A 26,603-nucleotide genomic window follows, 5' to 3' on the forward strand; every position below is an offset into this window, starting at 1 on the left:
TGCACGACATGATGCCGGAAATGTTCGGGACGATGGGGTTGATCTCCGCACTGATCGTCATCGTTCTCGTATTGGGGGCGGCCGCGCTGATCAAATATCTCTTCAAGGGAGATTGAAGATGCATCGCTTCTATCTGGTCGGGTTGGCTGCCGTCCTGGCGTCCTCGCCGGGTCTCGCGCAGCAGGATGCCGCAGTCCGCGGCCAGCGGGGTTTCCGGGCCTGCATGCCGTGTCACTCGCTCGAGCCAGACCGCAACATGACTGGCCCGAGCCTCGCAGGACTGTGGGGCCGAAAGGCCGGCAGCCTGGAAAGCTTCGAACGCTATTCCGATGCCCTCAAATCGTCTGGGATCATTTGGGACGAACGCTCGCTCGATGCCTGGATCACGGACCCAGATCGCATGGTGCCGGGCAACGAAATGCCGTTCGACGGTATCAAGGATAATCGCGCTCGCGCCGATCTACTTGCGTTCTTGAAGCAGGCCACCAAGCCGGGCGCTCCTCCGCAGTCTGGTACCGAAGGTCGAACGGGAGGGATGATGGGCGGAATGATGGGTGGCGGCGGGCGCGACCCCAATTTGAAAAGTCTGGAGGCGGCTATGCAGGTAAAAGGCATCACCTATTGTCACGATACCTATCGCGTTACCACCGCGGACGGCAAGACGCGCGCCTTCTGGGAGCGCAATCTGCGCTTGAAGACGGATTCCGGCAAAGATGGTCCACAAGGTAGCGCACCGGCCCTGGTCCCCGCTGGCATGATGGGCGACCGCGCGGACGTGATTTTTGCCGCACCTGAAGAGATCAGCAAGACCATTGAGCGGCGGTGCTAGGAGATGCGCGCATGGGTTTCTACAACGACGTCATTCTTCCACGGCTTTGCGACCTTGCCATGCGCAACAAGGACCTTGCGCCTTACCGGGAACGCGCGATCCGTGCGGCTCAGGGCCGGGTGCTCGAGATCGGCATCGGGTCCGGCCGCAACCTGCCGTTCTACGGAGCCATGGTGAAGCAGGTTGTGGGGCTTGAACCCGCTCCAAAGCTTCTCGAGATGGCGCGACACGCCCCGCATCCCGACACTCCGGTCGAGTTTGTTGAAGCTTCGGCCGAGGCGATCCCGATCGAGGACCGCAGCATCGACACGGTCGTGACGACCTGGACCATGTGCAGCATTCCGGACGTCGATCGCGCGATGATGGAGGCGCGACGCGTGCTGAAACCGGGAGGGAAGCTGGTCTTCGTCGAGCACGGCCGGGCGCCGGAGCCGCGCGTGCGCTGGTGGCAGGATCGCCTGACCCCGGCGTGGGTGCGCATCTCGGGCGGTTGTCATCTCAATCGGGACATTGCCGACATCCTGACCCGGAGCGGCTTTCGCATCGACGAGATGCGCACCGGATACATGAATGGCCTGAAGCCCATGACCTTCATGTACGAGGGCCAAGCGAGCCCTCGTTGATCGCTGTGGCGCACCGACCCTGAGATCCAACGATGAAAGAAAGGAAGCCGAAGATGAAGCAACGCGCACATGTGATGACCCGTCGGTCGCTTGTAGGGCTGATGGCCGCGGCAGTGCTTGCCGGGCCTGCCGTCGCGGCGCGGGCCGAAGAAGCCACCATCACGGTGCATCGGGATCCAAGCTGCGGCTGCTGTGCCGGCTGGGTGCAGCATCTCCGAGACGCAGGATTTGCCGTCCAGGTGGAGGAGACTGCCGATCTCGACGCGGTGCGGACTCGTCTCGGCGTCCCCTCGGACCTGGTCGCGTGTCACACGGCAGAGGTCGCGGGTTATGTCGTCGAGGGGCACGTGCCGGCTGCGGCGGTGCGGCGCCTCCTCTCGGAGCGTCCCATTGCGAAAGGGCTCGCCGTGCCGGGCATGCCAGTCGGATCGCCCGGGATGGAAGGCGGCAAGCCGCAGCCTTACACGGTCGTGCTGTTCGGTGCCGATGGTCAAAGGCCATTCATGCGCTTTGTCGGCTCGCAGGCGATCGGCTGAGCGTCCTTGATGGAGTGGAAAGTCATGAAGATCGTCGTCTTGATCATCGCGTTGCTCGCGCCGGCGGCTGCTTGGGCGCAGACACCGTATGCCGGTATGCAGTCCCGCCCCATCAAGGCGCTCTCGGACCAGCAAATCGGCGATCTGCGGGCCGGACGCGGCATGGGGCTCGCGCTCGCGGCCGAGCTCAATGGATATCCCGGGCCCTCCCACGTGCTTGAACTCGCAGATCAGCTCGGATTGAACCAGGAGCAGCGGAGCAAGGTCGATGAGATGTTCTCCGAGATGAAGGCCGAGACCACTCCCATCGGCAACAGATTGATCGAGAAGGAGGCGGATCTGGATCGGCAGTTCGCCAACCGCATGATCACCGTCGAGAGTCTGGGATCTGCCACAGCAGCCATCGCGAAGACGCAGGGCGAGCTGCGCCAAGCCCATCTCAGATATCACCTGCGCACCGCAGCGGTTCTCGATCAAGCGCAATTGGCAAGATACGCCGAGCTGCGCGGGTACACGTCCGGTGGCGCTACGCAGCGCCACCATCGATGATTCATCCCAATCTCATCGCGCTTTGGTATCAGATTGGACCGTGAATTCAGGCTTCCGCGGACGCATCGCTTCTCCCGTCCTCGTCGGCCTGGAGGATGGTTTCCGACAGAAGTTCCGCGGCCTTCTGAAGCGGGCCTATGAATCGATCCAGCTCGACGAAGCTCACCCGCGCCACGGGAACGGACACGCCCAGGCACGCGATCAGTTCGCGATCCGGGGACAGGATGGGAACGGCGCAGCCGACGACGCCCCTCACATACTCCTCGTTGGTCTTGGCCCAGCCCCGTTTGCGGGTTTCATCGAGCACCTTCATCAGGCTCTCGACATCCACGATCGTCGTCTCAGTATATCGGGTCAGAGCAAGGGCGCCGCACAGCTTCTCGCGTGCTCGCTCCGGCAAGCGGCTCATGTAGATCTTGCCGGTCGACGTGCAGTGGAGTGGCGCCGCTTCTCCCGGATTGAATTGAAGACCTTGAGGTTGCGACACGCGGACGCTGTCGACGTAAGCAACGACATTGTCCCGCACGATCCCGATCTCGCATTGCTCGCCGATTTCGGCCGCGACGGCGCGGAGCACCGCGTGCCGGCGCGCGGTGCGGAAAGCTGCGCCGATCACCCGTGCCGACAGCGTGACCAGTTGATTGCCGACCACGTAGCGCTTCGTTCCCACGGCTTTCTGAAGCAGCCCGCGCTGCTCCAGATTCCCGATGAGCCGGTGTGCCGTCGGCAGCGGCAGGGACAGCGCGGCGGCGATCTCCGCCACCGAGGCTGCTCTGGTCTGGCTCGCGACATAGCCAACGATCGCGAAAGCGCGGTCCAGTGGTCCGTCGGTGCTCTGGTGCTGCATCCGTCCCTGTTCTCCTTTCGCGCTATAAGAAATTATCATTTTCCGGAATTAAAGCTATTGAAATATGAAAATTAGTGTAGGCGCTTTTGCGCCTTGCCCATATCGTTGGCGTTGCCGGGTGGTGAACAGGATTTGTGCAGGTGCGAGCCGCCGTGGGCAGGCTCAGGAGATTGGGATGTCAGGCCACTACGACGTCGAAGCCGTGCGGAAGGAGTTTCCGGCTGCAGAGCGGATCACCTATCTCGACTCCGGCTTCCAGACGCCGCTCGCGCGTCCCGTCAAGGCCGCGATCGATCGTTTCCTGAGCGAAGGTCTCGAGACCGCAGGCCCCAAGAGCGTGTGGCTCGATCGCGTCGAGCAGACCCGCGAGCAGCTGGCGCGGTTTCTCGGCGTATCGGCCGACGAGATCGCCTTCACCAAGAACACCTCGGAGAGCATGAACATCGCCGCGAATGCGCTGCCGCTGCGCGCCGGCGACAAGGTTCTGATGATCCATGGCGATCATCCGAACAACGCCTACGCATTCCTCAATCTGCGGCGCAAGGGCGTCGCGGTCGAGTTTGTGCCGATGACCGAGGTCGTGAACGCCGAGAGCCTTCGTCCGCACGTCGATGCCGGCACGCGGGCGATCTCGATGTCGCAAGTGACGTTCCACGCCGGCCATCGCTTCGACGTCGAAAGCATCGGCGCGCTCTGCGCGGAGAAGGGCCTCTATTTCGTCGTCGACGTGATGCAGGCGATCGGCGTCGTGCCGATCGCCGCCAGGGCGATGCGCGCGACCTTCATCGGTTCGGGCAGCCATAAGGGGCTGCTGGTGCCGCAAGGGCTGGGCCTGCTCTATTGGGACAAGTCCAGGACCGAGCTCGAGCCGGCCTATCTTGCGGCTGCGAGCCTGGCGGAGATACCGGCCGATCTCATCGCCCGCGCCGACAAGCTCGATCCGGCTCCGAATGCGCGCCGCTTCGAGCTCGGCAATTTCAATCTGCCGGCGATCCATGCGCTCAGTGCCTCGCTCGACATGATCGAGGCGCTGGGCGTTGAGAACATCCAGAACCATTGCTTCGATCTCGGCGATCATCTCATCGCCCGGCTCGACGCGCTGGGCGTTCGTCTCGTCGGTCCCCGCGAGCGACAGCATCGCGCGCCGCACATCTACGTCATCGCGCTGCCTGCCGCCGAATGGCTCGGCCATTTCGAGGAGAATGGGGTTCGCGTGTCGCCGGAGCGGGATGGCATTCGCGTGTCGTTCGGGATGTTCAACACGATTGCCGATGTCGACCGCCTGATCGAGGTCATCCGGCGGCGCGGCGTGAAGCCATCATCGAGGGCCGCATAGGCTGTTCATCAAGGAGACGTACATGACGAACTTTGCGCGTGTCTTGAGCATTCTGTCCGGCCTCGCGGTTCTCGGCGCCAGTGGACCCTCGGCTGCCGCCGACAGTCCCACGCTCGCCAGGATCAAATCGAACGGCGCCATCACCATTGGCCACCGCGAGGCCTCCATACCGTTCTCCTATCTCGGTCCCGACCAGAAGCCGATCGGGTTCTCGCTCGATCTCTGCGCGGCCATCGTCGAGCGCATCAAGGCGGAGACCGGCCTGCCCAATCTTAGGATCAATTACGTTCCGGTGAACTCGTCCAACCGCATCCCGCTGATCCAGAGCGGCACCGTCGATATCGAGTGCGGCGGAACGGCAAATGACAGGAAGCGGCAGGAGCAGGTCTCGTTCTCCGTCGCCACCTTCGTGAGCCAGCCGCGCTGGCTGGTCAAGGCGGACAGCGGCCTGAAGACGGCCGGCGATCTCAAGGGCAAGACCATCGTCGTGACCCAGGGCTCCAATGCCGTCGGCTTCGCGCAAGGCGTGAATGCGAAGGAGCAGCTCGGCTTCAACATCGTCCAGGCCAAGGACCATGCCGAGTCCTTCCTGATGCTGAACACCGGCCGTGCGGCCGCCTTCATGGAGGACGACATCCTCCTCGCCGGCCTCAAGGCCGCAGCTCCGAAACCGGACGCGCTGATATTCCTCCCCGAGGGCTACGCGAAGATCTATTATGGCCTGATGTTCACGAAGGGCGATACTGGCTTCAAGACGCTGGTCGACGACGTTCTGTCGAAGCAGATGGCATCGGGTCAGTTCGAGAAGACCTACGCAAAATGGTTCACGAAGCCAATTCCGCCCAAGAATGAGAATCTCGCGTTTCCGCTGACGGTCGAGCTCACGGAACGGATCGCGCATCCCAGCGACGCCGTCGACTAATCGCGGCAAGGCGGAGAGTGTCCCGCAAACCGAGCCCTGAGGTTCGCCATGTTTGCAGTGCTTCTTGAACAGACGGCGGATGGCCAGCGCTATATCGATTGGCTTCTGTCGGGACTCGGCTGGACCTTGACCCTGGCGTTCTTCGGCTGGTGGATTGCCTTCATCGTCGGGGTGGTCGTCGGCATCGGCCGCACCGTGCAGAACCGGGCTGTCGCGGTGCTCGCCCGCCTGTATGTGGAGATCTTCCGCAACATCCCCGTCCTGGTGCAGATGTTCCTCTGGTATTTCGTCCTGCCGGAGCTTCTTCCCGCCTCGCTCGGAAACGCCATCAAGCAGATTCCTCCGCCCTGGGGATCGTTCTTTCCGGCGCTCGTGTGCCTCGGTCTCTACACCGCCGCCCGGATCGCCGAACAGGTGCGTGCCGGCATCGAGGCCCTGCCGAAAGGACAGATCGAAGCGGCCAGCGCGCTCGGGCTGAGCGGATATCGGACCTACCGCCATGTCATCGTGCCGCAGGCGCTGCGCCTGATCATCCCGAGCCTGACCAGCGAGGTGATGGGCATCTACAAGAACACGTCGGTCGCGCTCACGATCGGGCTGATGGAGCTGACGGCGCAGGCCCGCCAGATCAGCGAAGCGACATTCCAGACCTTCACCGCTTTCGGCGCCGCGACGCTCGTTTATCTCGCGCTGGCGCTCATCGCCTATCAGGGGATGGCGCTGATCGACAGGGCCGTGCGCATTCCCGGCACAGGGCGTGCGGAGGATGTCAAGCCAGCTGCGACGCGCGACGCCCAACAGCTCGACTCTCTGCCCGACGCGATGGAGATCGTGAAATGAACAGCCTCGATTTCTCCATTGTTCTTCAGGCGTGGCCTTACCTCTGGTCGGGCTTGCTGTTCTCGCTGGCGCTGACCGCTGTTGCTTTCGTGGTCGGCCTGGTGCTCGGCACCGGTCTCGCCCTGGTGCAGCACTTCGAAATGCCCGTGATCGGCAAGCTCGTGCGCGGCTATGTCGCGCTGATGCGCTCGATCCCGCTGATCCTGGTCCTGTTCTGGTTCTTCTTTCTGGTGCCGATCGTGCTTGGCCATCTCGGCGGAAGCGGACGGCCGGTCCCGATCGGCGCCACCTGGACGGCGTTCATCACCTTCGGCCTGTTCGAGGCGGCCTATTACTCGGAGATCATCCGCGTCGGATTGCGCGCCGTGAACCGGGGACAGTTCGAGGCCTGCCAGGCGCTCGCACTGTCCACCTTCGACACGTATCGCTCTGTGATCCTGCCGCAGGTGCTTCGCGTTGCCAGCCCGATCATCCTGAGCCAGACCATCATCCTGTTCCAGGACACCTCGCTGGTCTACGTCCTGTCGCTCACCGATCTGCTTGGCGCAGCCTCGAAGCTCGCGCAGCTCAATGGCCGTCTCGTCGAGATGTATCTGGTCATCGCGGTGGTCTACCTCGCCATCAGCTCGGCGGCATCGCAAGGCGTCGCCTTGTTGCGTAAGCGCTATGCGATCGCGCGTCGCTAGGGAATAGCAACGGAAGCGCTGCTTTGGGAGATGAAGATGGTTCAAGAGATCGCCGTGAATGAGATGGCCCGACCACCGGCCATCGTTGCCGTGGAAGGCCTTGTAAAGCGGTTCGGTCATTTCACGGCCCTGAGCGACGTCAACCTCAGCGTTGCGGCCGGCGAGAAGATCGTGCTGTGTGGTCCATCGGGCTCCGGCAAGTCGACGCTGATCCGCTGCATCAACCACATCGAGAAGCACGATGGCGGGCGGATCGTCGTCGATGGCGTCGAGCTGACGGGCCGGATGGACGACATCAACGGCGTCCGTCGCGAGGTCGGCATGGTGTTCCAGAGCTTCAATCTGTTTCCGCATCTCTCCGTCGTCGAGAACTGTATGCTGGCGCCGATGAAGGTGCGGGGTCTGTCCCGCACTGATGCGCATGAGCGGGCGATCGGCTTGTTGCGCAAGGTGCGCATCCACGACCAGGCGAACAAATATCCGAGCCAGCTCTCCGGCGGCCAGCAGCAGCGCGTCGCCATCGCGAGAGCGCTGTGCATGCAGCCGAAGATCATGCTGTTCGACGAGCCGACCTCCGCGCTCGACCCGGAGATGGTCAAGGAAGTGCTCGACACCATGGTGGAGCTCGCGACGGACGGCATGACCATGATTTGCGTGACGCACGAGATGGGCTTTGCCCGCGAGATTGCGGACCGGGTGGTGTTCATGGACCGCGGCGCGATCGTCGAGGAAGCCGATCCGGAAACCTTCTTCCGCGCGCCCAGGACCGAGCGGGCGAGGGATTTCCTCGGCCAGATCATTCACTAGATCATGATGTGATCAGGTTTGATTGCGACAACGGAGGTGCACTCCCTCTCCCGCTTGCGGGAGAGGGTTGGGGAGAGGGTGTTTCCACAATGGGACAATCCCCAAGAGGAGAAAGCCCTCACCCGGCGCTTCGCGCCGACCTCTCCCGCAAGCGGGAGAGGTGAACAACCCACCGCGGAATCGATTCAACCTAAAGCCATTCCGCTTTAGGTCGAACGACGTCAGGTCCCGGTCTCCGGCTTTGCATGCGCCTCGCAGTCCGCGCTCCAAATGAAAACACCCGCGCCGGATGGCTCCGCGCGGGTGTGACGAACTCTCGATGATGCCAGTATGCCGGTGTTTTGCCCGACGAGTCAAAGGTGCCTGCACGTCCGTCCGGTAGCTTCGTCATCGCCGACCGAAGAACGTAATGATTTCAAGGCCCCCGCTACTGTGCATGGGGTTGTTTTCGCACTTTTTGTTTGGCGCTGCCGATATGGCCGCACTCAACGCCGGCCGCGCGGCGCCTCGGCCTTGGCTGGCGGCTCGGTCTGAGGCCCGCAGCTCGCAGCTGCAAGCGTCGCCTGCGCCTGCTGCATCAGACCGGGCTCGGGGGCGAGGGCCTTCATCAGGATCAGGCCGGTGGTAGCAGGGGAATCAATGATCAGGCGGTCGGCCGCGGTGACCTCCTCGTCCTCGGGCAGCTCGTTGTGCTGCGCTTCCGTCATCAGGTCGAGCTCGATCACCTTGCGGCCCGCCGAGCGGTCGTTGATGGCGTAATAGGCGATCTCGTTGCGGGTGTAGAACGACACCGAGGTGTAGGCCTGGCTTACCGGCACGGCCAGCTTGATCGGACCGCCCGACAGGTCGTAGCGACAGATCGCCAGCGCAAAGGCCGGGTCCATGAACGGCATCGGCGAATTGTTGGGATCGGCGAGGGGAAGCTGGGTGACGGCGTTCACCTTCGTCATCGGCGTTAGCCGCGAATAGGCATCCTGCGTCGCGATCCGCGGCAGCCCCAGCACGCTGACGAGATGGACCACGAGGCCCAGCACCACGCCGGCAATGACGGTGAATGCGAGCCGGATCATGAGCAGCCCACCGTGGTGATGCTCGGCATCGGCGCGTCGCGTTGGGTGCGCGTCGCGACCCCGACCGGCGTGTCGTAGAGGCGCAGCATCAATGCGTAGCGCTCGATGCCGCCGGTCGGCAGCCAGTTGCCGGCGCGCGAGCGCGAGGCGATGCGGATCTCGAATGTGCCGTCGGACGACCGCACGATCTCCTGGCTGGTGAAGCCGTAGCGGGCAAGCGAATTGGCGACGAGATGGCCCTTGCGGTCGTACAGCGTCAGCGTCCAGAACCGCGCCGGCGGCGTCACGCCGGAGACCACGACGTCGCAGCGGCCGTCGAGCGCCTTCTTCTTGTCGTCGGTGGTCGCGGTGAAGGCGACGCCGTCGCCGGTGCCGATCGGCAGCTCGCCGTTGCGCACGATGGTGGCGCGCGAATAGGGGTCGACATCGGCGGTGCCGGTGCGCGGCCGGGCGGTCCAGGCGCCGATGGTCAGCGCGCCGATCTCGGTGCCGCGCGTCGTCGTCATCCAGGTCGCACCTAAGCCGACCACCGTCGCGAGAAGAAGCGCCGTCAATGTGATCAGGATCAGCCGCACGGGTTTCGATCAATTCTTGCGCGGGGCGGATGCGTTCGCATTCTCTTCCGCATAGTTCTGCGGGAAGGCGAGCGCGCTCGTCGACGAGGACGGCCTGGCCGCCTTGGTGTCGTTGCTGGTCGATTTGTTCGCGGTCTTGGCCGCATCATCCAGTAGCTTCTCGACGCGCACCAGGATGTCGGCGCCGCGCTTGGTCAGCACCGGCGGCGGGCCGGGCTTGGTCTCCAGCACCTTCGGCGCCGCATTGGCGTGCGCGGCCATCGGCTGCGGCGGCAGCTTCTGGCCCATGCCGATGCCGGGGATCTCCCGGACCTCGACGCCCTGATGCGCCGCGATCATGATGTCGTGCCAGGTCTGCGCCGGCAGCGAGCCGCCGGTCATGCGGTTGGTCGGCGAATAGTCGTCGTTGCCGTACCACACCGCGCAGGTGAAATTGCCGGTGTAGCCGACGAACCAGGCGTCGCGATACGCATTGGTCGTGCCGGTCTTGCCCGCGGTCGGAATGCCGTCGAGCGCGGCGCGGCGCGCGGTGCCTTCGCTGACGACGTGGCTCATCATGCCCGCCATGTCGGCGGCGATGTTCGGCGGAATGGCCTGCTTCGGCTTCGGCCCGTCGCGGTCCCAGCGCCAGACCAGATCGCCGGCGCCGGTGCGCACCTCCAGCACCGCATGCGGCGTCACCGCCTTGCCGCGGTTCGGGAAGGTCGCGTAGGCGACGGCGTGCTCGAGCACGGTGACTTCGTCCGAGCCGATCGGCAGCGACGGCGTGTCGGGCAGCGGCGCCTTGAGGCCGAAGCGGCGCGCGACCTCGACGATCTTGGCGCGACCGATCTTGGCCGGGTTCGGCGCCTTCGGCTGCTCCTTCTGGCCGATCGCGATCGAGAGCTTCACCGGCACGACGTTGATCGAGCGCGTGATCGCCTGGGTCAGCGTCACCGAGCCGGAATAGGAATGGCCATAGTTCTGCGGACACCAATTGCCGATGCAGACCGGGCCGTCGACCACGATCGAGTTCGGCGTGAAGCCGTTGAGGAGCGCCGTGGTGTAGACGTAAGGCTTGAACGAGGAGCCGGGCTGGCGATAGGCGTCGGTGGCGCGGTTGAACTGGCTGGCGCCATAGTCGCGGCCGCCGACCATGGCGCGGATGCCGCCGTCGAGATCGGCGACGACGGTCGCCGCCTGCGTCGCGTGATAATCGCGGCCGAACTGGCGCAGCTGGTTCTCGATCGCGTCTTCGGCCGCCTTCTGCACGTTGGTGTCGATGGCGAGGCGCACCACGAAGACGCGCTCGGTGTACGACTTCGGGAAAGTGTCGACCAGCTTGCGCATCTCGTCGAAGGCGTAATCGAGATAGTAGTTCGGCGACGCCTCGTCGCGGCGATCGACCGCGAAGGCCGGGTTGCGGCGGGCGCCGAACACCTGGCCCTCGGTCATGAAGCCGGCATCGACGAGGTTGTCGAGCACGACGTTGGCGCGGGCGCGGGCGGCGGGCAGGTTGATGTGAGGCGCGTACTTCGTCGGCGCCTTGAACAGGCCGGCGAGCATCGCGGCTTCCGACAGCGTCACGTCGCGCGCAGATTTATTGAAGTAGAAATGCGCCGCGCCGTCGACGCCGAAGGTGCCGCCGCCCATATAGGCGCGGTCCAGATACAGCTTGAGGATCTCGTTCTTGGTCAGGCGCCATTCCAGCCAGATCGCGAGGAAGGCTTCGTTGACCTTGCGCTCGATGGTGCGCTCGTTGCTCAGGAACAGGTTCTTGGCGAGCTGCTGGGTGATCGAGGAGCCGCCCTGGCGGACGCCACCGGCCTGGGCGTTGGTGACCAGCGCGCGCGCCGTGCCGGCGATGTCGATGCCGAAATGCTCGTAGAAGCGGCGGTCTTCGGTCGCCAGCGTCGCCTTGATCAGGACATCAGGAAAATCTTCCAGCGGGATCGAATCGTTGTGCTTGATGCCACGGCTGCCGATCGGATTGCCGTAGCGGTCGAGGAAGCTCACTGCGAGATCGGACTTCTTCAGCCAGTCCTCGTCCGCGGTCTCGCGGAAGGCGGGAATGGCGAGGGTGAGCATCACGACCAGGCCGCCGAGCCCGAGGGTTGCGGCCTCCGACAGCGGCTCGATGAACACCCAGCGCTTCCACCGCCCGACATAGAAGCGGTCCATGAAGGTCGAGTAGCGCTCGTAGAGCTCGCGGATGCCCTTGGCCGAGGAGAACAGCGAGGAGTCGATGCGCGCATCGAGGTCGAGGAAGAAATTCCGGACCCTCTGCTTCCAATGCGGTGGTATGATCTGGCGCACCTAGAACCCTTGAGGCTTGCTTCCAAAGCGTTCAAGCACCCGGCCGGGGGCGGCATCGAGACGTCTTGCGGGAATGTTGCGGCAAACCCAAGGCGCCCGGCCAGCATCCGAGGGACTTGCTGTTCCTTCTAGCCGAGCGGGACCCATAAACCAATGGTCACGCTCGGGATTTTGAACAACAGGCCTAATTGACCCCGGGTCATTACGGGCCTCAAAGGGGCCTCGCTTGCACCCTTGCCGCCCCACGCCCTAGATGGCGTTGCCGTAGCTCTTTCGAATTGTTGTTGAGGCGCATGACCGCAGCTCCCAAACGACCTTCCGGCCAGGAAGGATTCTTCTGGAAAACCAAGACGTTGGAAGAGATGTCGGGGGCCGAATGGGAGAGCCTGTGCGACGGCTGCGGCCGCTGCTGCCTGAACAAGCTCGAAGACGAGGACACCGGGCACATCTATTTCACCCATATCGGCTGCAAGCTGCTCGATGGCGCCAGCTGCGCCTGCAAGGACTATCCGAATCGGTCCGACAAGGTTCCGGATTGCGTCCGCCTGACCCCGGCCAATGTTCGCACCCTGAACTGGCTGCCGCCGAGCTGCGGCTACAAGCTCGTCGCCGAGGGGCGTGACCTCTATTGGTGGCATCCGCTGGTTTCGGGCGACCCTAACACCGTCCATGAAGCCGGCGTCTCCGTGCGCGGCCGGGTGGAGGGCAGTGAGGAGGAGGTCCCGGACGAGGAGCTCGAGGACCACATCGTGCAATGGCCGGCCGTGCTGCCGAAACGGGCCCGCCTGAAGCGACGCCCGAAGGATTGAGCCGTCGCTTCGCGCTCTCGGCTATCACGTCTTCGGGATGACCCGGGGGTGGGATGCACCCATGCGCCGCGATGCCTGCCTGGGAAGAACATTCCTCTCTACATTGGCTGCATAGAACGAATCCTTCGCGGCGTTGCGCCGCCACATGACGTCCGATCGAGATGAACAAGTTCGACCGGCAGAGCAGTTCTGCCGACATCCAGGCATTGCCCGACGACATCGCCGAAGAGCTGTCGCGCCTTCCCAGCGAGGTGTTGAGCGTCGATGACGCGCCGTCGATCGCGCCGCCGGTGCCGCTGTCACAGGACGAGGTCCGCACCATCGTGATCAGCCTGATGCTGACCATGTTCCTGGCGGCGCTCGACCAGACCATCGTGGCGACCGCGCTGCCGACCATCGGACGCCAGTTCCAGGACGTCTCCAATCTCTCCTGGGTGATCACCGCCTATCTGCTCGCCTCGACTGCGGTCGCGCCGGTGTTCGGCACGCTCAGCGACATCTACGGCCGCCGCGTCATGATCATCATCTCGCTCAGCCTGTTCGTGGCGGGCTCGGTGCTGTGCGCGATCGCGCCGAACATGCCGATGCTGATCCTGGCGCGCGGGCTTCAGGGCCTCGGTGGCGGCGGCATCATGCCGGTGGTGCAGACCGTGATCTCCGACGTCGTCAGCCCGCGCGAGCGCGGCCAGTACCAGGCCTATTTCTCCAGCGTCTGGATGGTCGGCGGCATTCTCGGCCCGGTCATCGGCGGCGTGTTCGCCGAGCATCTGCACTGGTCGATGATTTTCTGGATCAACCTGCCGCTTGCGGCCGCAGCGCTCGCACTGCTGCTGCCCAAGATGAGCAAGATCCCGGTGTTCCACCGCAAGCGCAAGGTCGACTGGCTCGGCGGCGTCTTGCTGATGGCCTCAGCCGTGGTCTTCATGCTGGTGCTGACCTGGGGCGGCACGCGCTACGCCTGGCTGTCGCCGACCGTGCTGGCGATGGTGGGCGGCGCCGTCGCGCTCGCGATGACCTTCGTCTGGCACGCCCGGCGGGCCGACGAGCCGTTCCTGCCACTGCCGTTGCTGACGGGATCGGTGGCGCCTTTCGCGCTGACGGCCGGCGGCTGCGGCTTGGGGGCGATCACCGGCCTCACTGTGCAGCTGCCGCTCTATTACGAGCAGGTCTACCATCTCACCGCCAGCGAGGCGGGGCTTGCGCTGATTCCGCTCGCGGCGGTCTCGACCTGCGGCGCGGCGATCGCCGGCCGCACCATGGCGCGGGCCAAGCACTACAAGCGCGTCGCCATCATCGGCACGTCCTGGGCCGCACTGTGTGGATTGGGCCTCACGGTCACCACCTTGCCGCTCTGGGGCCTGCTGTTGCTGATGGCCGCGTTCGCGCTTGGGCTCGGCACGACTTTCCCGGTCTGCGTGGTCTCGCTGCAGAACTCGGTCGCGCGTCCGCAAGTCGGCACCATCACCGGCGCGATGAACTTCTTCCGCTCGCTGATGTCCTCGTTCACGGTCGCGGCCTTCGCGGCGATCCTTCTGATCGCGCTCGGCACCGACATCCCGCTCGCCGGCGAGCATCACGCCGCGGGCGCCGTCGCGATACCTGCCGACGACATGCGGCACGCGTTCCGCTACGTGTTCGGCGCCGCCACCGCGCTGATGACCATCGCTGCGCTGTGCCTGATCGCGATGGAGGAGCGGCCGCTGGCCGGGCCCTCGGCGCAGCAACCCGTCGAGATGGCCGAGTAGGGCTCAGCGGCCTGCGCCCGGGAAGCTGCTCTTCCGCGGTAGCCGGATCGTGAACTCCGTGAACGCACCAAGCTCCGTCGCGACGTCGATCGTGCCGCCGTGCTGCTTCACGATGATGTCGTGGCTCATCGACAGCCCGAGCCCGGTGCCTTCGCCGGCCGGCTTGGTGGTGAAGAACGGATTGAACATCTTCTCCTTCACCTCGTCCGGAATGCCGGTGCCGTTGTCGCGGATGGTGATCTCGATGTCGTTGCCGCGATCTCGCGTCGCGGCGACCAGCGTCGGCTCGTAGCCGGCGGCGCCATCGGCCTTGCGCCTGGTGACCGCGTGAAAGCCGTTCGAGATCAGGTTCAGCAGCACCCGGGTGATCTCCTGCGGAAACACTTCGGCTTGTCCCGCCGCCGGATCGAGCTCGCGCTTCAGCGTGACGTGGAATCCGGGCCTCTCGGCGCGTGCGCCGTGATAGGCGAGGTTGAGGCTTTCCTCGACCAGCGCGTTGATGTCGCTCAGTCCGTGCTCGCCGCCGCCCTCGCGCGAATGCAGCAGCATGTTCTTGACGATGGAATCGGCGCGGCGGCCGTGCTGCACGACCTTGCCGAGGTTGTCCTTCAGAAGCCCCGTGAGCTCGTCGACCTCCGCGCGGAGATCGTCTGCGAGGGGGACCGGCGCGAGCGCCTCGTTCAGCTCCTCGGTCAGCTCGGCGGAGAGCGAGGCGAAATTGTTGACGAAGTTGAGCGGGTTCTTGATCTCATGGGCGATGCCGGCGGTGAGCTGGCCGAGCGAAGCCAGCTTCTCGGTCTGAATCAGCCGGTCTTGCGCTGCGCGCAGATCATCGAGCGATTTGGCAAGCTCGCTGGTGCGGTCCTGCACCTCGTTGAACAAGCGCGTGTTCTCGACCGCGATCACGGCCTGGTCGGCAAAGGTCTTGAGCAGGTTGATCGCCTTGTCAGGAAAATGACCGGGCTCCCGCCGCGTGACGGCGATCGTGCCGATCGCAATGCCGTCGCGCAGCATCGGCACCACCAGGATGCTGCGATAGCCGCGTGTTCGCGCCAGCTCCTTCATGGCCTCGGTAAGATCAGGCTCGTTCTGCATGTCGCTGCGGAAGGCATACTCTCCGCTTCTCGCCACCCGGCTGTGAATGCCTGACGACGACAGCGGCGTCGGGAAGGAGCTGAGCAGGTCCGCATTGCCGGCCTCATTGTCGGTGGTGAAGGCGGCCAGATGCAGCATGTCGTCGATGACGCGGGTGACGGTCGAGGAGTGCCCGCCGATCAGCGCCTTGGCGCTGTCGGAGATGGCCTGGAACACCGGCGTGACATCCGATGGCGAGGCCGCGATCACCTTGAGGATGTCGGCGGTCGCGGTCTGACGTTCCAGTGCTTCCCTGATCGCGTTGAACAGGCTGACATTCTTGATCGCGATCACGGCCTGATCGGCGAAAGTCTGCAGCAGCCGCACATGATGCTCGGCGAAGCTGCCGGTCGCGCGGCGCGTGGCGATGATGATGCCGATAGTCTCGCCCTCGCTCATCAAGGGCGTGAACAGCATGCTGCGATAGCCCCGCGCACGCGCGATGTCGCGCGCGGCCGGCTCGAGCTCGGTGTCGGGCAGTTGCGCGGCGGCACCATTGGCAACGAGCTGGTAGGGCGGGAACTGTGCGAACGGCACCGGAAAGGAAGCCTGGAGCACGCGATCGCCGGCCGGATCGGTCGGCGTGAATGCCGCAAGATGCGCGGCGCCGTCGATATAGCGCAGCACCGCGGTGGAGAAGCCGCCGATCAGCCGGTTGGCGTTGGTGGCGATGGCCTCGAACACCGGCTGCACGTCGGACGGGGAGGCCGCCATCACCTTCAGGATGTCGGCGGTCGCGGTCTGGCGTTCGAGCGCCTCTTTGGTCTCGTTGAACAGCCGCGCATTCTCGATGGCGATCACGGCCTGGTCGGCGAAGGTCTGGAGCAGCTCTACGAGGTCGGGCGCGAATGCGCCCGGCTCGGCCCGCGTGACGCTGATCATGCCGACCGGCGCGCCCCGGTTCATCAGCGGCATGAACAGCACACTGCGGAAGCCGCGCAGCCGCGCCAACTGCCGGTTCAGCTCGGGGACGTCGGCGGCCTCGCTGTCGGGAAACTGGATCGTCTCACCGCTGCGCACGAGGGCAAAGGTCGGGAAGTCCGCGATCTTGCGCGGGAACGACGCCTTGAGCCCTTCGTCCGCCTCCGGGCTGGTCGGCGTAAATGCCACGAGGTGCAGTTCGTCGCCGATGAACTGAAGCACGGTGGCGGAGAAGCCGCCGAGCAGGCGCTTCGAGCTGGACGCGATCGCCGCGAACACCGGCCGCGCGTCGGAGGGCGAGGCCGCGATGGTGCGCAAAATCTCCGCGCTGGCGCTCTGGCGATCGCGCGCAATCGCAAGCTCTCCGCGCAGCTGCGCGTTCTCGGCTGCGGCCGATTGCAATCGGCGCTCCAGTTCCTCGATTTCGTTGGAAGGGGTCGTCATTCCTGATCCGGCCTGATGCAGCGACATGCGCGGCACCAGGCCGGATTATCACATCTTCTGCGGCCGGAGCCAGCGCTTGCGGCCTTGCCACTGAGGCCCGGCCGGGCTCACGTGCCGGGGCGCGACACTTCGGTTTCCTTGCCGGTGACGAACTCCAGCAGCACCGGCACGCCTTCCTGCGTCTTCTGGATACCCCGCTTGATTGCGGGCACGATGTCCTCCGGCCTCGTCACCCGCTCGCCATAGCCGCCGAAGGCGCGCGCCATCGCGGCGTAGTCGCCGGAAATGTCGGTCGAGCGATACTTTTCGGTCGAGACCGGCATCACCTTCAGTTCGATCGCCATCGAGAAATTGTTGAGCAGGATCGACATGATTGGGATGCGCTCGCGCACGGCGGTCTCGAAATCCATCCCGGTGAAACCAATCGCCGCATCGCCCCAGACGTTGATGCAGAGCTTGTCGGGTCTTGCGAGCTTTGCGCCCATCGCAAGCCCCAGGCCGTAGCCGAGCTGCGTCGTCTTGCCCCAGCCGAGATAGCTGAGGGGTTTTACCGCCTTCCAGAACGGCGAGAGCTGGTCGCGCGGACTGCCGGCATCATGCGTGATGATGGTGTTCTCGATGTCCACGGTGTGCTGGAGGTCCCACAGCACGCGATAGGGGCTGAGCGGCGCGTCGTTGCTGGTCAGCTTCGGCATCCATTTCGCCAGCCATTCCTTGTGCGAGGTCGCGATCTCGGCTGCGACCGCGGAGGCATCGCGATCCGCGGTGACGGTCTTGTCGATTTCCTCGAGCAACGCATCGAGCACGAGCCCGGCATCGCCGACGAGGCCGATTCTAGCTTCCACATCCTTGTTGAGGTGGTTGGGATCGAGCGTGGAATGAATGATGGTCTTGCCCTTCGGCATCGCGACGCCGAAATTGGTCTCGGTGAAGGAGCAGCCGATGCCAAAGATGACGTCGGCCTCGCTCAGAAACTTCGGGACCGCGCGCGGCACCGCGAGCCCGCCGGAGCCGAGCGACAGCGGATGCGTCTCTGGAAACGATGATTTTCCGCCGAGGCTGGTGGTCACGGGGATCGCCAGCCGCTCGGCCAGCCGTTTCAATTGTGGCCATGCCTGCGCGTAATGCACGCCCTGGCCGGCATAGATCACCGGCCGTTTTGCATTCACGAGCAGGCTGGCTGCTTCCTTCACGTGCACAGGGTCGGCGCCGTAGCGGGTGCGCAGCACCGGCGTGTAGTCGAGCGGCTCCGGCACTTCCTCGTTCCACATGTCCGCGGGGATCTCGACGATGACAGGCCCGCCGCGCCCGTTCTTCAGCTTGGTGAAGGCGCGGCGGAAGATATTGACGACCTCGGTCGCGAGGATGATCGGCTCGGACGATTTCGCAAAAGGCTTCATCGCCTCGCTGGAATTGAAGTTCGGCTCGATATGCGACAGCCTGCGTTGATAGCCCATCGGCAGCACCAGCACGGGCACGGATTCGCCAAAGCACTGCGCGACGCCGCCCATCGCATTCTCGGCGCCCGGCCCGTGCTGCATGCAGAACGCGCCGATGCTGCGCCCCGACGTCACCCGCGAGATCGCATCTGCCATGTGGATGCCGACGCGCTCCTGCCGCACCATCACGGGACGGATCTCGGCCTTGGCCGCATGCTCGATCAGATGGTTGACGGGATAGCCGCAGAGGATCTCGATCCCCTCGCGCCTCATGATTTCCGCGATCGCGGTCCCGAGCTTCATGGCGTCTCTCCCTGGCAAGGCCGGTTGATCCGGCTTGTTGGAGAGAGGATCAGGAAATCGGAGAGGCGTAAAGCGCAGTTGATCGCGCCTGCAGGTAGGTCAGCCATGCAGGCGCGCGATCGCTAGTCTGCAGGTCGCAAGTGCCCGGTCGATAGTGATCAAACTGTCGCGCGACGAGAAGGCGCACGTCATGCGATGCGGTGCTGAAGCAACAGGCAGCGTCGCACATGCAGCCTGCCCCGGCTGAGACCCGCAATCTTTGTCGTGCGAATTCGAAACTCAGCGCCAGTGTTGCAGGGTTTGGGTTTGACAGTTTTGAAGCTGCGAAGGCACGGTAGCCCTCGACATTGCGAAGGGACACATCGACATGATCGAGCTCACCGTCAATGGGACCAAGCGCCAGGTCGACGTCGTTGCTGAGATGCCTCTGCTCTGGGTGCTGCGCGACGAGCTCGGCATCACCAGTCCCAAATACGGCTGCGGGGTCGCGCAATGCGGCGCCTGCACCGTCCAGATCGACGGCATGGCCGTGCGGTCCTGCCAATCGCATATCGGCGAAGTCGCGGGCAAGTCGGTCGTCACGCTCGAAGGGCTGGAGAAGAAGGAGCAGCATCCGGTCTTGCAGGCCTGGATCGAGCATCAGGTCCCGCAATGCGGCTACTGTCAGACCGGCCAGATCATGCAGGCCATCTCGCTTCTCGATCTGATCTCCAATCCGACGGACGACGAGATCAACCAGGTGATGTCCGGCAATCTCTGCCGCTGTGGCACCTATCCGCGCATCCGTGCGGCGATCCACGCGGCGGCCGCGAAGAAGATGGCGGAGAAGTGAGATGGGCCACATGCAGACCCTTTCGCGTCGGGCTTTCGTCTTTGGCTCCGCCGCAATCGCTGGCGGCATCGCCTTCGGCGCCTACGGCAGTGCAGAAGCGGCCACCGGCACCGCCGGTGACAATCCGCTGGCCGCTCGCCTCGGACCGAACTCGGTGACCTTCAATCCCTGGGTCGAGATCAGCCCGGACAAGATCACGCTGATCGCGCAGCACGCCGACATCGGCCAGGGCGTCGGCTCGGTGCAGCCGATCATGATCGCCGAGGAGATGGACCTCGATCCCGGCCAGTTCGAAATCCGCTTCGCCGGTCCCAGTCCCGCCTATTTCAACACCGGCTTTGCCGACGAGTTCGCGCCGTTCGTGGCCGCGGACCAAAGCCCGGCCGCCGAGGAGGCGCGCGCCAAGACGCTCGAATGGCTGAGACAAGCCGGCCTGCAGATGACCGGTGGGTCGAGCACGCTGCCGGACACCTACGACAAGCTGCGTGTCGCCGGCGCGGTTGCGCGCGAGACGCTGAAGGCCGCCGCCGCCAAACGGTCGGGCGTCGCCATGGCCGACCTGCGCACCCAATCGGGCCATGTGATCCTGCCCAACGGAACCAAGATCGCCTATGTCGATCTGTCCGCGGACGCCGCGAAAATTCCGCCGGTGCTCGACGCCAAGCCGCGCGATCCCTCGAAATGGCGCATGCTGGGCAAGCCGATGATGCGCCTCGACGTTCGCGAGAAGGTCATGGGCGAGTTGAAGTTCGGCATCGATATGAAGATGGACGGCATGCTCTACGCCTCCGTCAAGCTCAACCCCAACAAGGGGCAGCCGCTGAAATCATACGACGCCGGCAAGGCGCGCGCGATGCCGGGGGTCAAGAAGATCCTCGAGATCAAGAACGGCGTCGCGGTGATCGCGACCAACAGCTGGTACGCCATGAAGGCGGTCGACGCCATCGCTTGCGAGTGGGCGCCCTCGGCCTATCCCGCCGAGCAGGCCGACCATTGGAAGGTGCTGGAATCCTCGTTCAAGCCAGAATTCCTCGGCAAGGAATGGCGGAAGATCGGCGATATCGAAGCCGGGCTGAAGACGGGCAAGCTCGTCGAGGCCGAATATCGCGCACCCTATGTAGCGCACCAGCCGCTCGAGCCGCTGAACGGGATCGGCCTTGTCACCGACAAGGGGATGGAAATCTGGGTTGGCCATCAGAGTCCCCGATTCGTGCAATGGGTTGCAGCGACGGCGATCGGCCTCAAGCCGGAACAGGTCACCTTCCATAATCAGTGGAGTGGTGGAAGTTTCGGCCATCGTCTGGAGTATGAGAACGTCCGCGTTCTCGCCGAGATCGCCAATCAGATGAAGGGCACGCCGATCAAGCTCGTGTTCTCGCGCGAGGAGGATTTCCTCCAGGACATTCCGCGGCAGATTGCGATCGCCCGGCACCGCGGCAGCATCGACAAGGGCAAGATCCTCGCCGCCGATCTGCAACTGGCCTCGACGACTCCGCTCAAGGGGCTGCTCGAGCGTTCGGGCACACCCTCGAAGGATCCCGATGGGCAATTGGCCGCCGGCCTGTGGAACGTCTACTACGACATCCCCAATTTCCGGGCGGCGAGCTACGAGGCGCAGGGGCTGTCGCCGAGCACCACGTGGCGCTCGGTCGGCGCCTCGACATCAGGCTTCTTCACCGAAAGCTTCATCGACGAGCTGATCCATGCGGCGGGTCTCGATCCGATGCAGGCGCGCATCGCGATGTGCACCGTGCCGCACTATCGCAAGGTGCTGGAGACCGTCGCGGAGATGTCGGACTGGAAGGGACCGCTCGGCAACGGTCGGGGCCGTGGCGTCGCCTTCGTCGAGTCCTTCGGAACACCGACCGCCGAAGTCGTCGAGGTGACGGCGACGGACCGCGGTATCAGAATTGACAAGGTCTGGGTCGCGGTCGATGTCGGCAAGGTCGTCGATCCCGTCAATTTCGAGAACCAGGTGCAGGGCGGAGTCGTCTGGGGACTCGGCCACGCCATCAATTGCGAGCTCACTTACGCAAACGGCGCGGTGCAGCAGACCAATTACAATCACCACGAAGCCATGAGGATCTACCAATGCCCGGTCATAGAGGTTCGCGGGCTCGAGAACGATCCGAAGGTGAGGGGCGTTGGCGAGCCGCCGGTGCCGCCCGCCGCGCCTGCGCTTGCGAACGCGATCTTCGCGGCGACCGGAAAGCGCATCCGTGAAATGCCCTTCAACAAGTTCATCGATTTCGTGTGAGGCAGGCCGTGAAGAGATCTCTGATTGCGCTCGTCCTCGCAGGCTCGGCCATGGCCGCTCTCACGGGGATCGTCGTGGCCAAGGACGAGGCCGCCAAGGATACCTTCAAGGACGTGCTGCCGCCCGGCAGCGTCAGCCGGGCGGAGGGGCTGGAGGCCTGGAAGCGGATTGAAGCCGTCGTGACCCATCCACGGTGTGCCAACTGCCATGTTGATGCCAAGGCCATACCGATCTGGACGCCGGCCGGCGAAACCAAGCCCCGCCCGCATGGCATGAACATCCACGGCGGCGAGAGCCGCATCGGCGCGGAAGCGATCCCTTGCTCGACCTGCCACATGACCTCGACCCAGGCAAACGAGCCGGCACCGTCGCCGCCGCGCGCCGGCATCGACTGGCAACTCGCGCCGGTGGCCTTCATCTGGTTCGGCAGGAGCGGCACCGAGATCTGCGCGCAGCTGAAGGATCCCAAGCGCAACGGCGGCCGCGACGCCGCCGGTCTCGTCGAGCACTTGCGGCACGATGCATCCTTGAGCGGCTTCATCCCGCGGGGCTGGGCGCCCGGAGCAGGCCGCTCGACGCCGCCGGGCACCTTCGAGGATCACGTCAAGGACATGGCGATGTGGGGAGCGGCCGGGCAGCCTTGTCCAAATTGATGCGTTCGCTGGCCGACGAATCTCCTATTTGCAGTTCTGGCAGATCATCAGCTTTCGCTTCAACGCCCCATCTTCCTGATCGAGGCCATCTGCATCCGGATTGGACCGGCTGTCCCTTGCGGCGCGCGACCTCACAGGCGGCACCCGGCTCGAGGTGTCATCGTTATCGAAGGTGCCTACGATGAAACCGTCGTAGTCGGCGGCCGGGTTCGGCATCGGCGCCCCAGCCGGGGATGTCAAATTCTCCCTGCCGGCCGCCGCCGGTGGAGCTCTATCTGACACCCGTGCGGGCTGGCTCCTGGGATTGGAATTCTTCGCATTCGCGCGTGGCGGAGATGCATCGGACGGAGCAAGGGAAACCGGCGGCGCGACCGAAGTCTGGCCTCGCGCGCTGTGGTGCGACCAGGCGCCGACAAACGCGAGGCTGAGAGCCAGGAGCATCACGCTTCTCATCCGCATCCTCTCGGCAGCTTTGGTTCAACGATTGATCGCATGGCGCGCCGAACCACGACTTGGTGCAGAGTATCAGGCCTCACGTGGCCGTCAAAGCGTCATAGCCCGGATGGAGCGCCGCCCCACCCGGGCTACGATCGGTTGCCTTGCCCGGCAGGCAGAACGCGCCATCGCGGGGCGAAGCGCGACCATCGGTTCAGACCAGCGTGCCCGCGTGGAAGCTTGCCTGGGCGAGCAACGACTGGATCACGATGTTGTTGCCGGGCCCTCCGTCCAGCACGTCGATGCCGCCGCCACCGATCAGCACATCGTCGCCGAGCCCGCCGAGCAGCGTGTCGCTGCCGGCACTGCCGATGAGCACGTCGTCGCCGGTGCCGCCGTCGAAAACGAGGTGCGGCCCGCCGGGACCGACGCCTGACGCTTCGATGACGTCGTCGCCGCCGAGGCCGTTGATGGTGATGGTGTCGTTGAAGTCGAAGTTATCGATCACGACCTGGCTTGCCAGGCCGTCGATCACCAGCGCGCCGTTGCCGTTGAGCGACAGCGTGATGACGTCGTCCCCGCCGGTGCCGTTGATGGTGATGTTGTCGACCGCGCCGTCGCCACCTTGGGTGCCGGGGACGCCGCCAAGGTCGATCTTCACCTGCGTCATGTCGGTGCCGCTCATGTCACCGACAGTGATCTTGTCGGCGCCGCCGCGGGCGTTGAACGCGATCGTCTCGACGCCGCCCGTGTCCATCGTGACCGAGGCGACGTCCCGCGACAGCTCGGCGCGCGCGCCGTTCGCGAAGATGTTGATGGTTTCGGCGATGTTGGCGCCGTTGAACAGCAGGGTGTCGGTGCCGCCCTGACCCTCGACCGTGTCGTTGTCGTCGCCCGGATTCCAGACGAAGGTGTCGTTGCCCGCGCCCATCAGCGCGACGTCGTTGCCGTCGCCGCCGTTGATGAGGTCGTCGCCCTGGCTGCCGCGGATGGTGTCGTTGCCGATTCCTCCGTTGACCGTCAGCTGCAGCACGCCGGCAGCGAGCCCGCTCGCGTCGATAACGTCGTCGCCGGCGAGGCCGTTGAGCGTGAGCTGATCGGTGGCGTCCATGGAGGTCAGGTGGGTCGCCGCATGCAGGCCGAACACGGTCACGCCGCCGGCATTGCCGCTGACACCGAACGTGTCGGCGCCCTGGGTGGCATCGACCGAGACGGTATCGACGGCGCCGTCTGGCGTTCCGGTTGAACCGCCGAGGTCAATGTTCACCCGCGTCACGTCGGTTCCGCTCAGATCGCCTACCGCGATATGGTCGGTGCTGCCCAACGCGTGGATATCGACGTGCTCGACCCCGTGCAGGTCCATCGTGATGTTGGCGACGTCGCGCGTCAGTAGCGCGCGGTCGCCGTTCGCCACAACGGCCATGGTCTCGGCAATGTTGGCGCCGAAGAACCGCAGCGTGTCGACGCCCGTGCCGCCCTCGATGGTGTCGCTGCCGTCGCCCGGATTCCACTGGAAGATATCGTTGCCGGCGCCCAGCAGGGCGACGTCGTTGCCCTGGTTGCCGTCGATGAAATCATTGCCGTCGCCGCCGATCAGGGTGTCGCTGCCGGCGCTGCCGAGGATCGTATCGTTGCCGGCGCCGCCGTCGATCGTCAGGTGCACGATCCCGGCGGCAAGCGCGGCCGCCGAGATCGTGTCGTTGCCGCCGAGGCCTTCGATAACGAGGGCGTCGTTCGCGCCTTCCGCATTGGTGATGGCGACAGCGGCGGGCAATCCTGCGACCGAAACCGACGTGCCCGAGCCGGACACCTGGATCGTATCGGCGTAGCGCGTGCCCTCGAGCGTCACCGTATCGGCCGCACCGTCGCCGGTCCCGGCCGATCCGAGATCGACATTGACCTGCCTGACATCGGTTGCAGCCAGGTTGTTGACGACGATGTTGTCGCTGCCGCCCTGCGCGTTGATGGTGATGGTCTCGATGCCGTCGAGGTCCATCGTGATGTTGCCGACGTTGCGGGTGAGCAGCGCGCGTCCGCCATTGGCAGCGGAAAGGTCGATCTCCTCGCCGATGTTCGAGCCGTTGAACAGCAGGGTGTCGGTTCCGGCCTGTCCGTCGACCTTGTCGCTGCCGTCGCCGGGGTCCCACTGAAAGGTGTCGTTACCGGCGCCCAGCAGGGCGGTGTCGTTGCCCTGGTTGCCGTCGATGAAGTCGTTGCCGTCGCCGCCCAGCAGGCGGTCGGCGCCATTGCCGCCACGGATCGTGTCGTTGCCGGCCCCGCCGTCGATCGTCAGCTTGATGAGCGCGGCGAGATTGCCGGTCGCGGTGATGATGTCGTCGCCGCCATTGGCGTTGACCACGAGGTCTTCGGTGGTGCCGATGTCCAGCGAGAATGGCGCCGGGTCGACGCGGTCGAAGCGCACGCGCGTGCCATTGGCCGTGATGGTGAAGGTCTCGCCGCCGTTGCCGCCGTTCACCTCGGCGGTATCGATGCCTTCGCCGCCCTCCATCAGGTCGCTGTCGTCGCCCGGGTTCCAGATCATGCGGTCGTTGCCGGCTTCGCCGAACATCTGATCGTTGCCGTCACCGCCGATCAACACGTCGTTGCCGGCGCCACCGAACAGCAAGTCATTGCCGCCCTTGCCGAGCAGCGTGTCATGGCCGGACTGGCCGAACAGCATGTCGCCGCCGGACCCGCCGGTCAGCGTATCGTTGCCGGCGCCGCCGAACAGATTCGCAGCCGGCATCGCGCCGTTGCTCTCGTCGATCGTGATGATGTCGTTGCCGTCCTGGCCGAAGGCCTGGATCAATTTGGTGTTGGCCACCGTCGCCGGTCCGCCCTTGATCGCGACGGCGCCGCCGTTGACGACAATCGTCCCGGCCGCATTGCGGCCCAACGCGATCGTGTTGTTCGAGCCGTTGCCAAAGACGGTGAGAATTCCGGCGGAAAAACTTGCTGTGACAGCCATGTGCGCTTCTCGCTCTACGTGATCGAAATAGGCCGTGCGGCGGTATCGTGACGCTTTTCGCGATGCCGAGGCGAACGGCAGACGATCTCGTCTGTAGGCCGAGAAGCTACTGCTGGCTTGGCGGATATCTTCCGAGGGGCTCCTGTTTTTCTTGAGAACAGCTTGATTTTCGGGAAGGCGGCCGCGAAACGGCAGTTCACGCAGTCGTGTTTCGCGGCAGCTCGGCCGATGCCACCGACAACCCGTTGTGTTGTCCGACGGGCAAAACACGCCAGCGCTGGGTCGAGAGCCGTCTGCAAAAATATTCGAATTTACAGAAGTTCGGTTTTGCCGTACAAGCCGAAACATCCCGCCCGCCACAAGGGGCGTTTCGCGATCGTCACGAGACGCGGGCCGGGATGCGGTGGCCGCGACGGCGTCGGCGCGCGATGTTGGCTGCAGGGCGGGAAACCGTGAGCAGCGACAGACGCGGTACGACACGGCGCTGACAGTGTCCTTGTTCGGTCCCGATGGTGAGCGCACGCCAGCCGTCGGGAATGCGGATGAGGATGTGCGCGGACGGAGAAGTCGTGTGGTCCCGACGCCCGGGGTCTGTGCGTCAAGGCTTGCGGTGATGTGGCGGCCAACCGGCGCGCGCATCAATCATCTGCAAGGCGACGGGGGCAATAGTGCATCGCTCCCCGGGGAGCACGAAGGACACCGTTCAAACCACCGCGCAGGGAAGGCCGGGCGTCCGGCTCACCTGTCG

22 protein-coding genes are annotated in these 26,603 nt (G+C 64.8%); 14 read left to right on the top strand and 8 right to left on the bottom strand.

Going from position 1 to position 26,603, the window contains the following annotated elements:
• Positions 1-118 precede the first annotated feature (118 nt).
• Genes CVM73_RS01650 through CVM73_RS01665 form a run of 4 tightly spaced genes read left to right on the top strand, consistent with a single transcriptional unit; the run spans position 119 to position 2,537 of the window.
• Entirely contained in the window at positions 119-829 is a 711-nt protein-coding gene (locus CVM73_RS01650) for a c-type cytochrome (RefSeq protein ID WP_100230265.1), read from the top strand.
• A gap of 11 nt (positions 830-840) precedes the next feature.
• On the top strand, positions 841-1,452 hold the full coding sequence (locus CVM73_RS01655; RefSeq protein ID WP_100230266.1) for a class I SAM-dependent methyltransferase: 612 nt from the start codon (positions 841-843) through the stop codon (positions 1,450-1,452).
• Between the two features lie 53 nt (positions 1,453-1,505).
• Positions 1,506-1,988 (top strand): DUF411 domain-containing protein, encoded by a 483-nt coding sequence (locus CVM73_RS01660; RefSeq protein ID WP_100230401.1) that lies wholly within the window; start codon positions 1,506-1,508, stop codon positions 1,986-1,988.
• Positions 1,989-2,012: 24 nt separating this feature from the next.
• Positions 2,013-2,537, top strand: a complete 525-nt coding sequence (locus CVM73_RS01665) for a hypothetical protein (RefSeq protein ID WP_100230267.1) — start codon at positions 2,013-2,015, stop codon at positions 2,535-2,537.
• A gap of 46 nt (positions 2,538-2,583) precedes the next feature.
• Here the strand turns inward: CVM73_RS01665 and CVM73_RS01670 are convergent, their stop codons facing one another.
• Positions 2,584-3,384, bottom strand: a complete 801-nt coding sequence (locus CVM73_RS01670) for an IclR family transcriptional regulator (RefSeq protein WP_100230268.1) — start codon at positions 3,382-3,384, stop codon at positions 2,584-2,586.
• A 175-nt stretch (positions 3,385-3,559) separates the two neighbouring features.
• Here CVM73_RS01670 and CVM73_RS01675 point away from each other — a divergent pair, with 175 nt between their 5' ends.
• From CVM73_RS01675 to CVM73_RS01695, 5 genes are read left to right on the top strand one after another with little or no spacing between them, the layout of a single operon-like run.
• A complete protein-coding gene (locus tag CVM73_RS01675) occupies positions 3,560-4,720 on the top strand; it encodes an aminotransferase class V-fold PLP-dependent enzyme (protein WP_100230269.1) in 1,161 nt (386 codons plus the stop codon).
• A 22-nt stretch (positions 4,721-4,742) separates the two neighbouring features.
• Positions 4,743-5,642 (top strand): amino acid ABC transporter substrate-binding protein, encoded by a 900-nt coding sequence (locus tag CVM73_RS01680; protein WP_100230270.1) that lies wholly within the window; start codon positions 4,743-4,745, stop codon positions 5,640-5,642.
• Positions 5,643-5,690: 48 nt separating this feature from the next.
• On the top strand, positions 5,691-6,482 hold the full coding sequence (locus CVM73_RS01685; RefSeq protein WP_100230271.1) for an amino acid ABC transporter permease: 792 nt from the start codon (positions 5,691-5,693) through the stop codon (positions 6,480-6,482).
• Positions 6,479-7,168 carry an amino acid ABC transporter permease gene (locus CVM73_RS01690; RefSeq protein ID WP_100230272.1) on the top strand — a complete coding sequence of 230 codons (690 nt, stop codon included), beginning with the start codon at positions 6,479-6,481 and terminating at the stop codon, positions 7,166-7,168. The genes CVM73_RS01685 and CVM73_RS01690 overlap by 4 nt, the downstream gene beginning before the upstream one ends.
• Positions 7,169-7,204: 36 nt before the next feature.
• Complete coding sequence (locus CVM73_RS01695; RefSeq protein WP_283809882.1) at positions 7,205-7,975, top strand: amino acid ABC transporter ATP-binding protein; 771 nt, start codon at positions 7,205-7,207, stop codon at positions 7,973-7,975.
• 485 nt (positions 7,976-8,460) lie between these two features.
• Here CVM73_RS01695 and CVM73_RS01700 read toward each other — a convergent pair whose 3' ends face one another.
• From CVM73_RS01700 to CVM73_RS01710, 3 genes are read right to left on the bottom strand one after another with little or no spacing between them, the layout of a single operon-like run.
• Positions 8,461-9,045, bottom strand: coding sequence for a DUF1254 domain-containing protein (locus CVM73_RS01700; RefSeq protein ID WP_100230274.1), 585 nt, complete (start codon positions 9,043-9,045; stop codon positions 8,461-8,463).
• The gene (locus CVM73_RS01705) at positions 9,042-9,620 is read right to left on the bottom strand and encodes a DUF1214 domain-containing protein (RefSeq protein WP_100230275.1); all 579 of its coding nucleotides are present in this window, start codon (positions 9,618-9,620) and stop codon (positions 9,042-9,044) included. The genes CVM73_RS01700 and CVM73_RS01705 overlap by 4 nt, the downstream gene beginning before the upstream one ends.
• A 9-nt stretch (positions 9,621-9,629) precedes the next feature.
• A complete protein-coding gene (locus CVM73_RS01710; RefSeq protein ID WP_100230276.1) occupies positions 9,630-11,915 on the bottom strand; it encodes a transglycosylase domain-containing protein in 2,286 nt (761 codons plus the stop codon).
• Between the two features lie 293 nt (positions 11,916-12,208).
• Here CVM73_RS01710 and CVM73_RS01715 point away from each other — a divergent pair, with 293 nt between their 5' ends.
• Both CVM73_RS01715 and CVM73_RS01720 read left to right on the top strand, forming a co-directional pair.
• On the top strand, positions 12,209-12,724 hold the full coding sequence (locus tag CVM73_RS01715; RefSeq protein ID WP_100230277.1) for a YcgN family cysteine cluster protein: 516 nt from the start codon (positions 12,209-12,211) through the stop codon (positions 12,722-12,724).
• Between the two features lie 161 nt (positions 12,725-12,885).
• Entirely contained in the window at positions 12,886-14,469 is a 1,584-nt protein-coding gene (locus CVM73_RS01720; protein ID WP_100230278.1) for an MDR family MFS transporter, read from the top strand.
• Positions 14,470-14,472: 3 nt separating this feature from the next.
• Here CVM73_RS01720 and CVM73_RS01725 read toward each other — a convergent pair whose 3' ends face one another.
• Together CVM73_RS01725 and CVM73_RS01730 are read right to left on the bottom strand one after the other, a co-directional pair.
• Complete coding sequence (locus tag CVM73_RS01725) at positions 14,473-16,968, bottom strand: GAF domain-containing sensor histidine kinase (protein ID WP_167406551.1); 2,496 nt, start codon at positions 16,966-16,968, stop codon at positions 14,473-14,475.
• 107 nt (positions 16,969-17,075) lie between these two features.
• Positions 17,076-18,728 (bottom strand): thiamine pyrophosphate-requiring protein, encoded by a 1,653-nt coding sequence (locus CVM73_RS01730; RefSeq protein WP_283809883.1) that lies wholly within the window; start codon positions 18,726-18,728, stop codon positions 17,076-17,078.
• A gap of 349 nt (positions 18,729-19,077) precedes the next feature.
• Here CVM73_RS01730 and CVM73_RS01735 point away from each other — a divergent pair, with 349 nt between their 5' ends.
• The 3 genes from CVM73_RS01735 to CVM73_RS01745 are packed head-to-tail and all read left to right on the top strand — an operon-like array spanning position 19,078 to position 22,452.
• A complete protein-coding gene (locus CVM73_RS01735; RefSeq protein ID WP_167406552.1) occupies positions 19,078-19,542 on the top strand; it encodes a (2Fe-2S)-binding protein in 465 nt (154 codons plus the stop codon).
• A gap of 1 nt (position 19,543) precedes the next feature.
• Entirely contained in the window at positions 19,544-21,799 is a 2,256-nt protein-coding gene (locus tag CVM73_RS01740; RefSeq protein WP_100230281.1) for a xanthine dehydrogenase family protein molybdopterin-binding subunit, read from the top strand.
• Between the two features lie 8 nt (positions 21,800-21,807).
• Positions 21,808-22,452: a hypothetical protein gene (locus CVM73_RS01745; protein ID WP_100230403.1), complete on the top strand. Its 645-nt coding sequence runs from the start codon at positions 21,808-21,810 to the stop codon at positions 22,450-22,452.
• 24 nt (positions 22,453-22,476) lie between these two features.
• Here the strand turns inward: CVM73_RS01745 and CVM73_RS41595 are convergent, their stop codons facing one another.
• Together CVM73_RS41595 and CVM73_RS01755 are read right to left on the bottom strand one after the other, a co-directional pair.
• Positions 22,477-22,668 carry a hypothetical protein gene (locus CVM73_RS41595; RefSeq protein WP_347338451.1) on the bottom strand — a complete coding sequence of 64 codons (192 nt, stop codon included), beginning with the start codon at positions 22,666-22,668 and terminating at the stop codon, positions 22,477-22,479.
• A 433-nt stretch (positions 22,669-23,101) separates the two neighbouring features.
• The gene (locus CVM73_RS01755) at positions 23,102-25,855 is read right to left on the bottom strand and encodes a beta strand repeat-containing protein (protein WP_100230282.1); all 2,754 of its coding nucleotides are present in this window, start codon (positions 25,853-25,855) and stop codon (positions 23,102-23,104) included.
• Positions 25,856-26,603: the final 748 nt, after the last annotated feature.

This window comes from Bradyrhizobium forestalis (assembly GCF_002795245.1).
GTDB lineage: Bacteria > Pseudomonadota > Alphaproteobacteria > Rhizobiales > Xanthobacteraceae > Bradyrhizobium > Bradyrhizobium forestalis.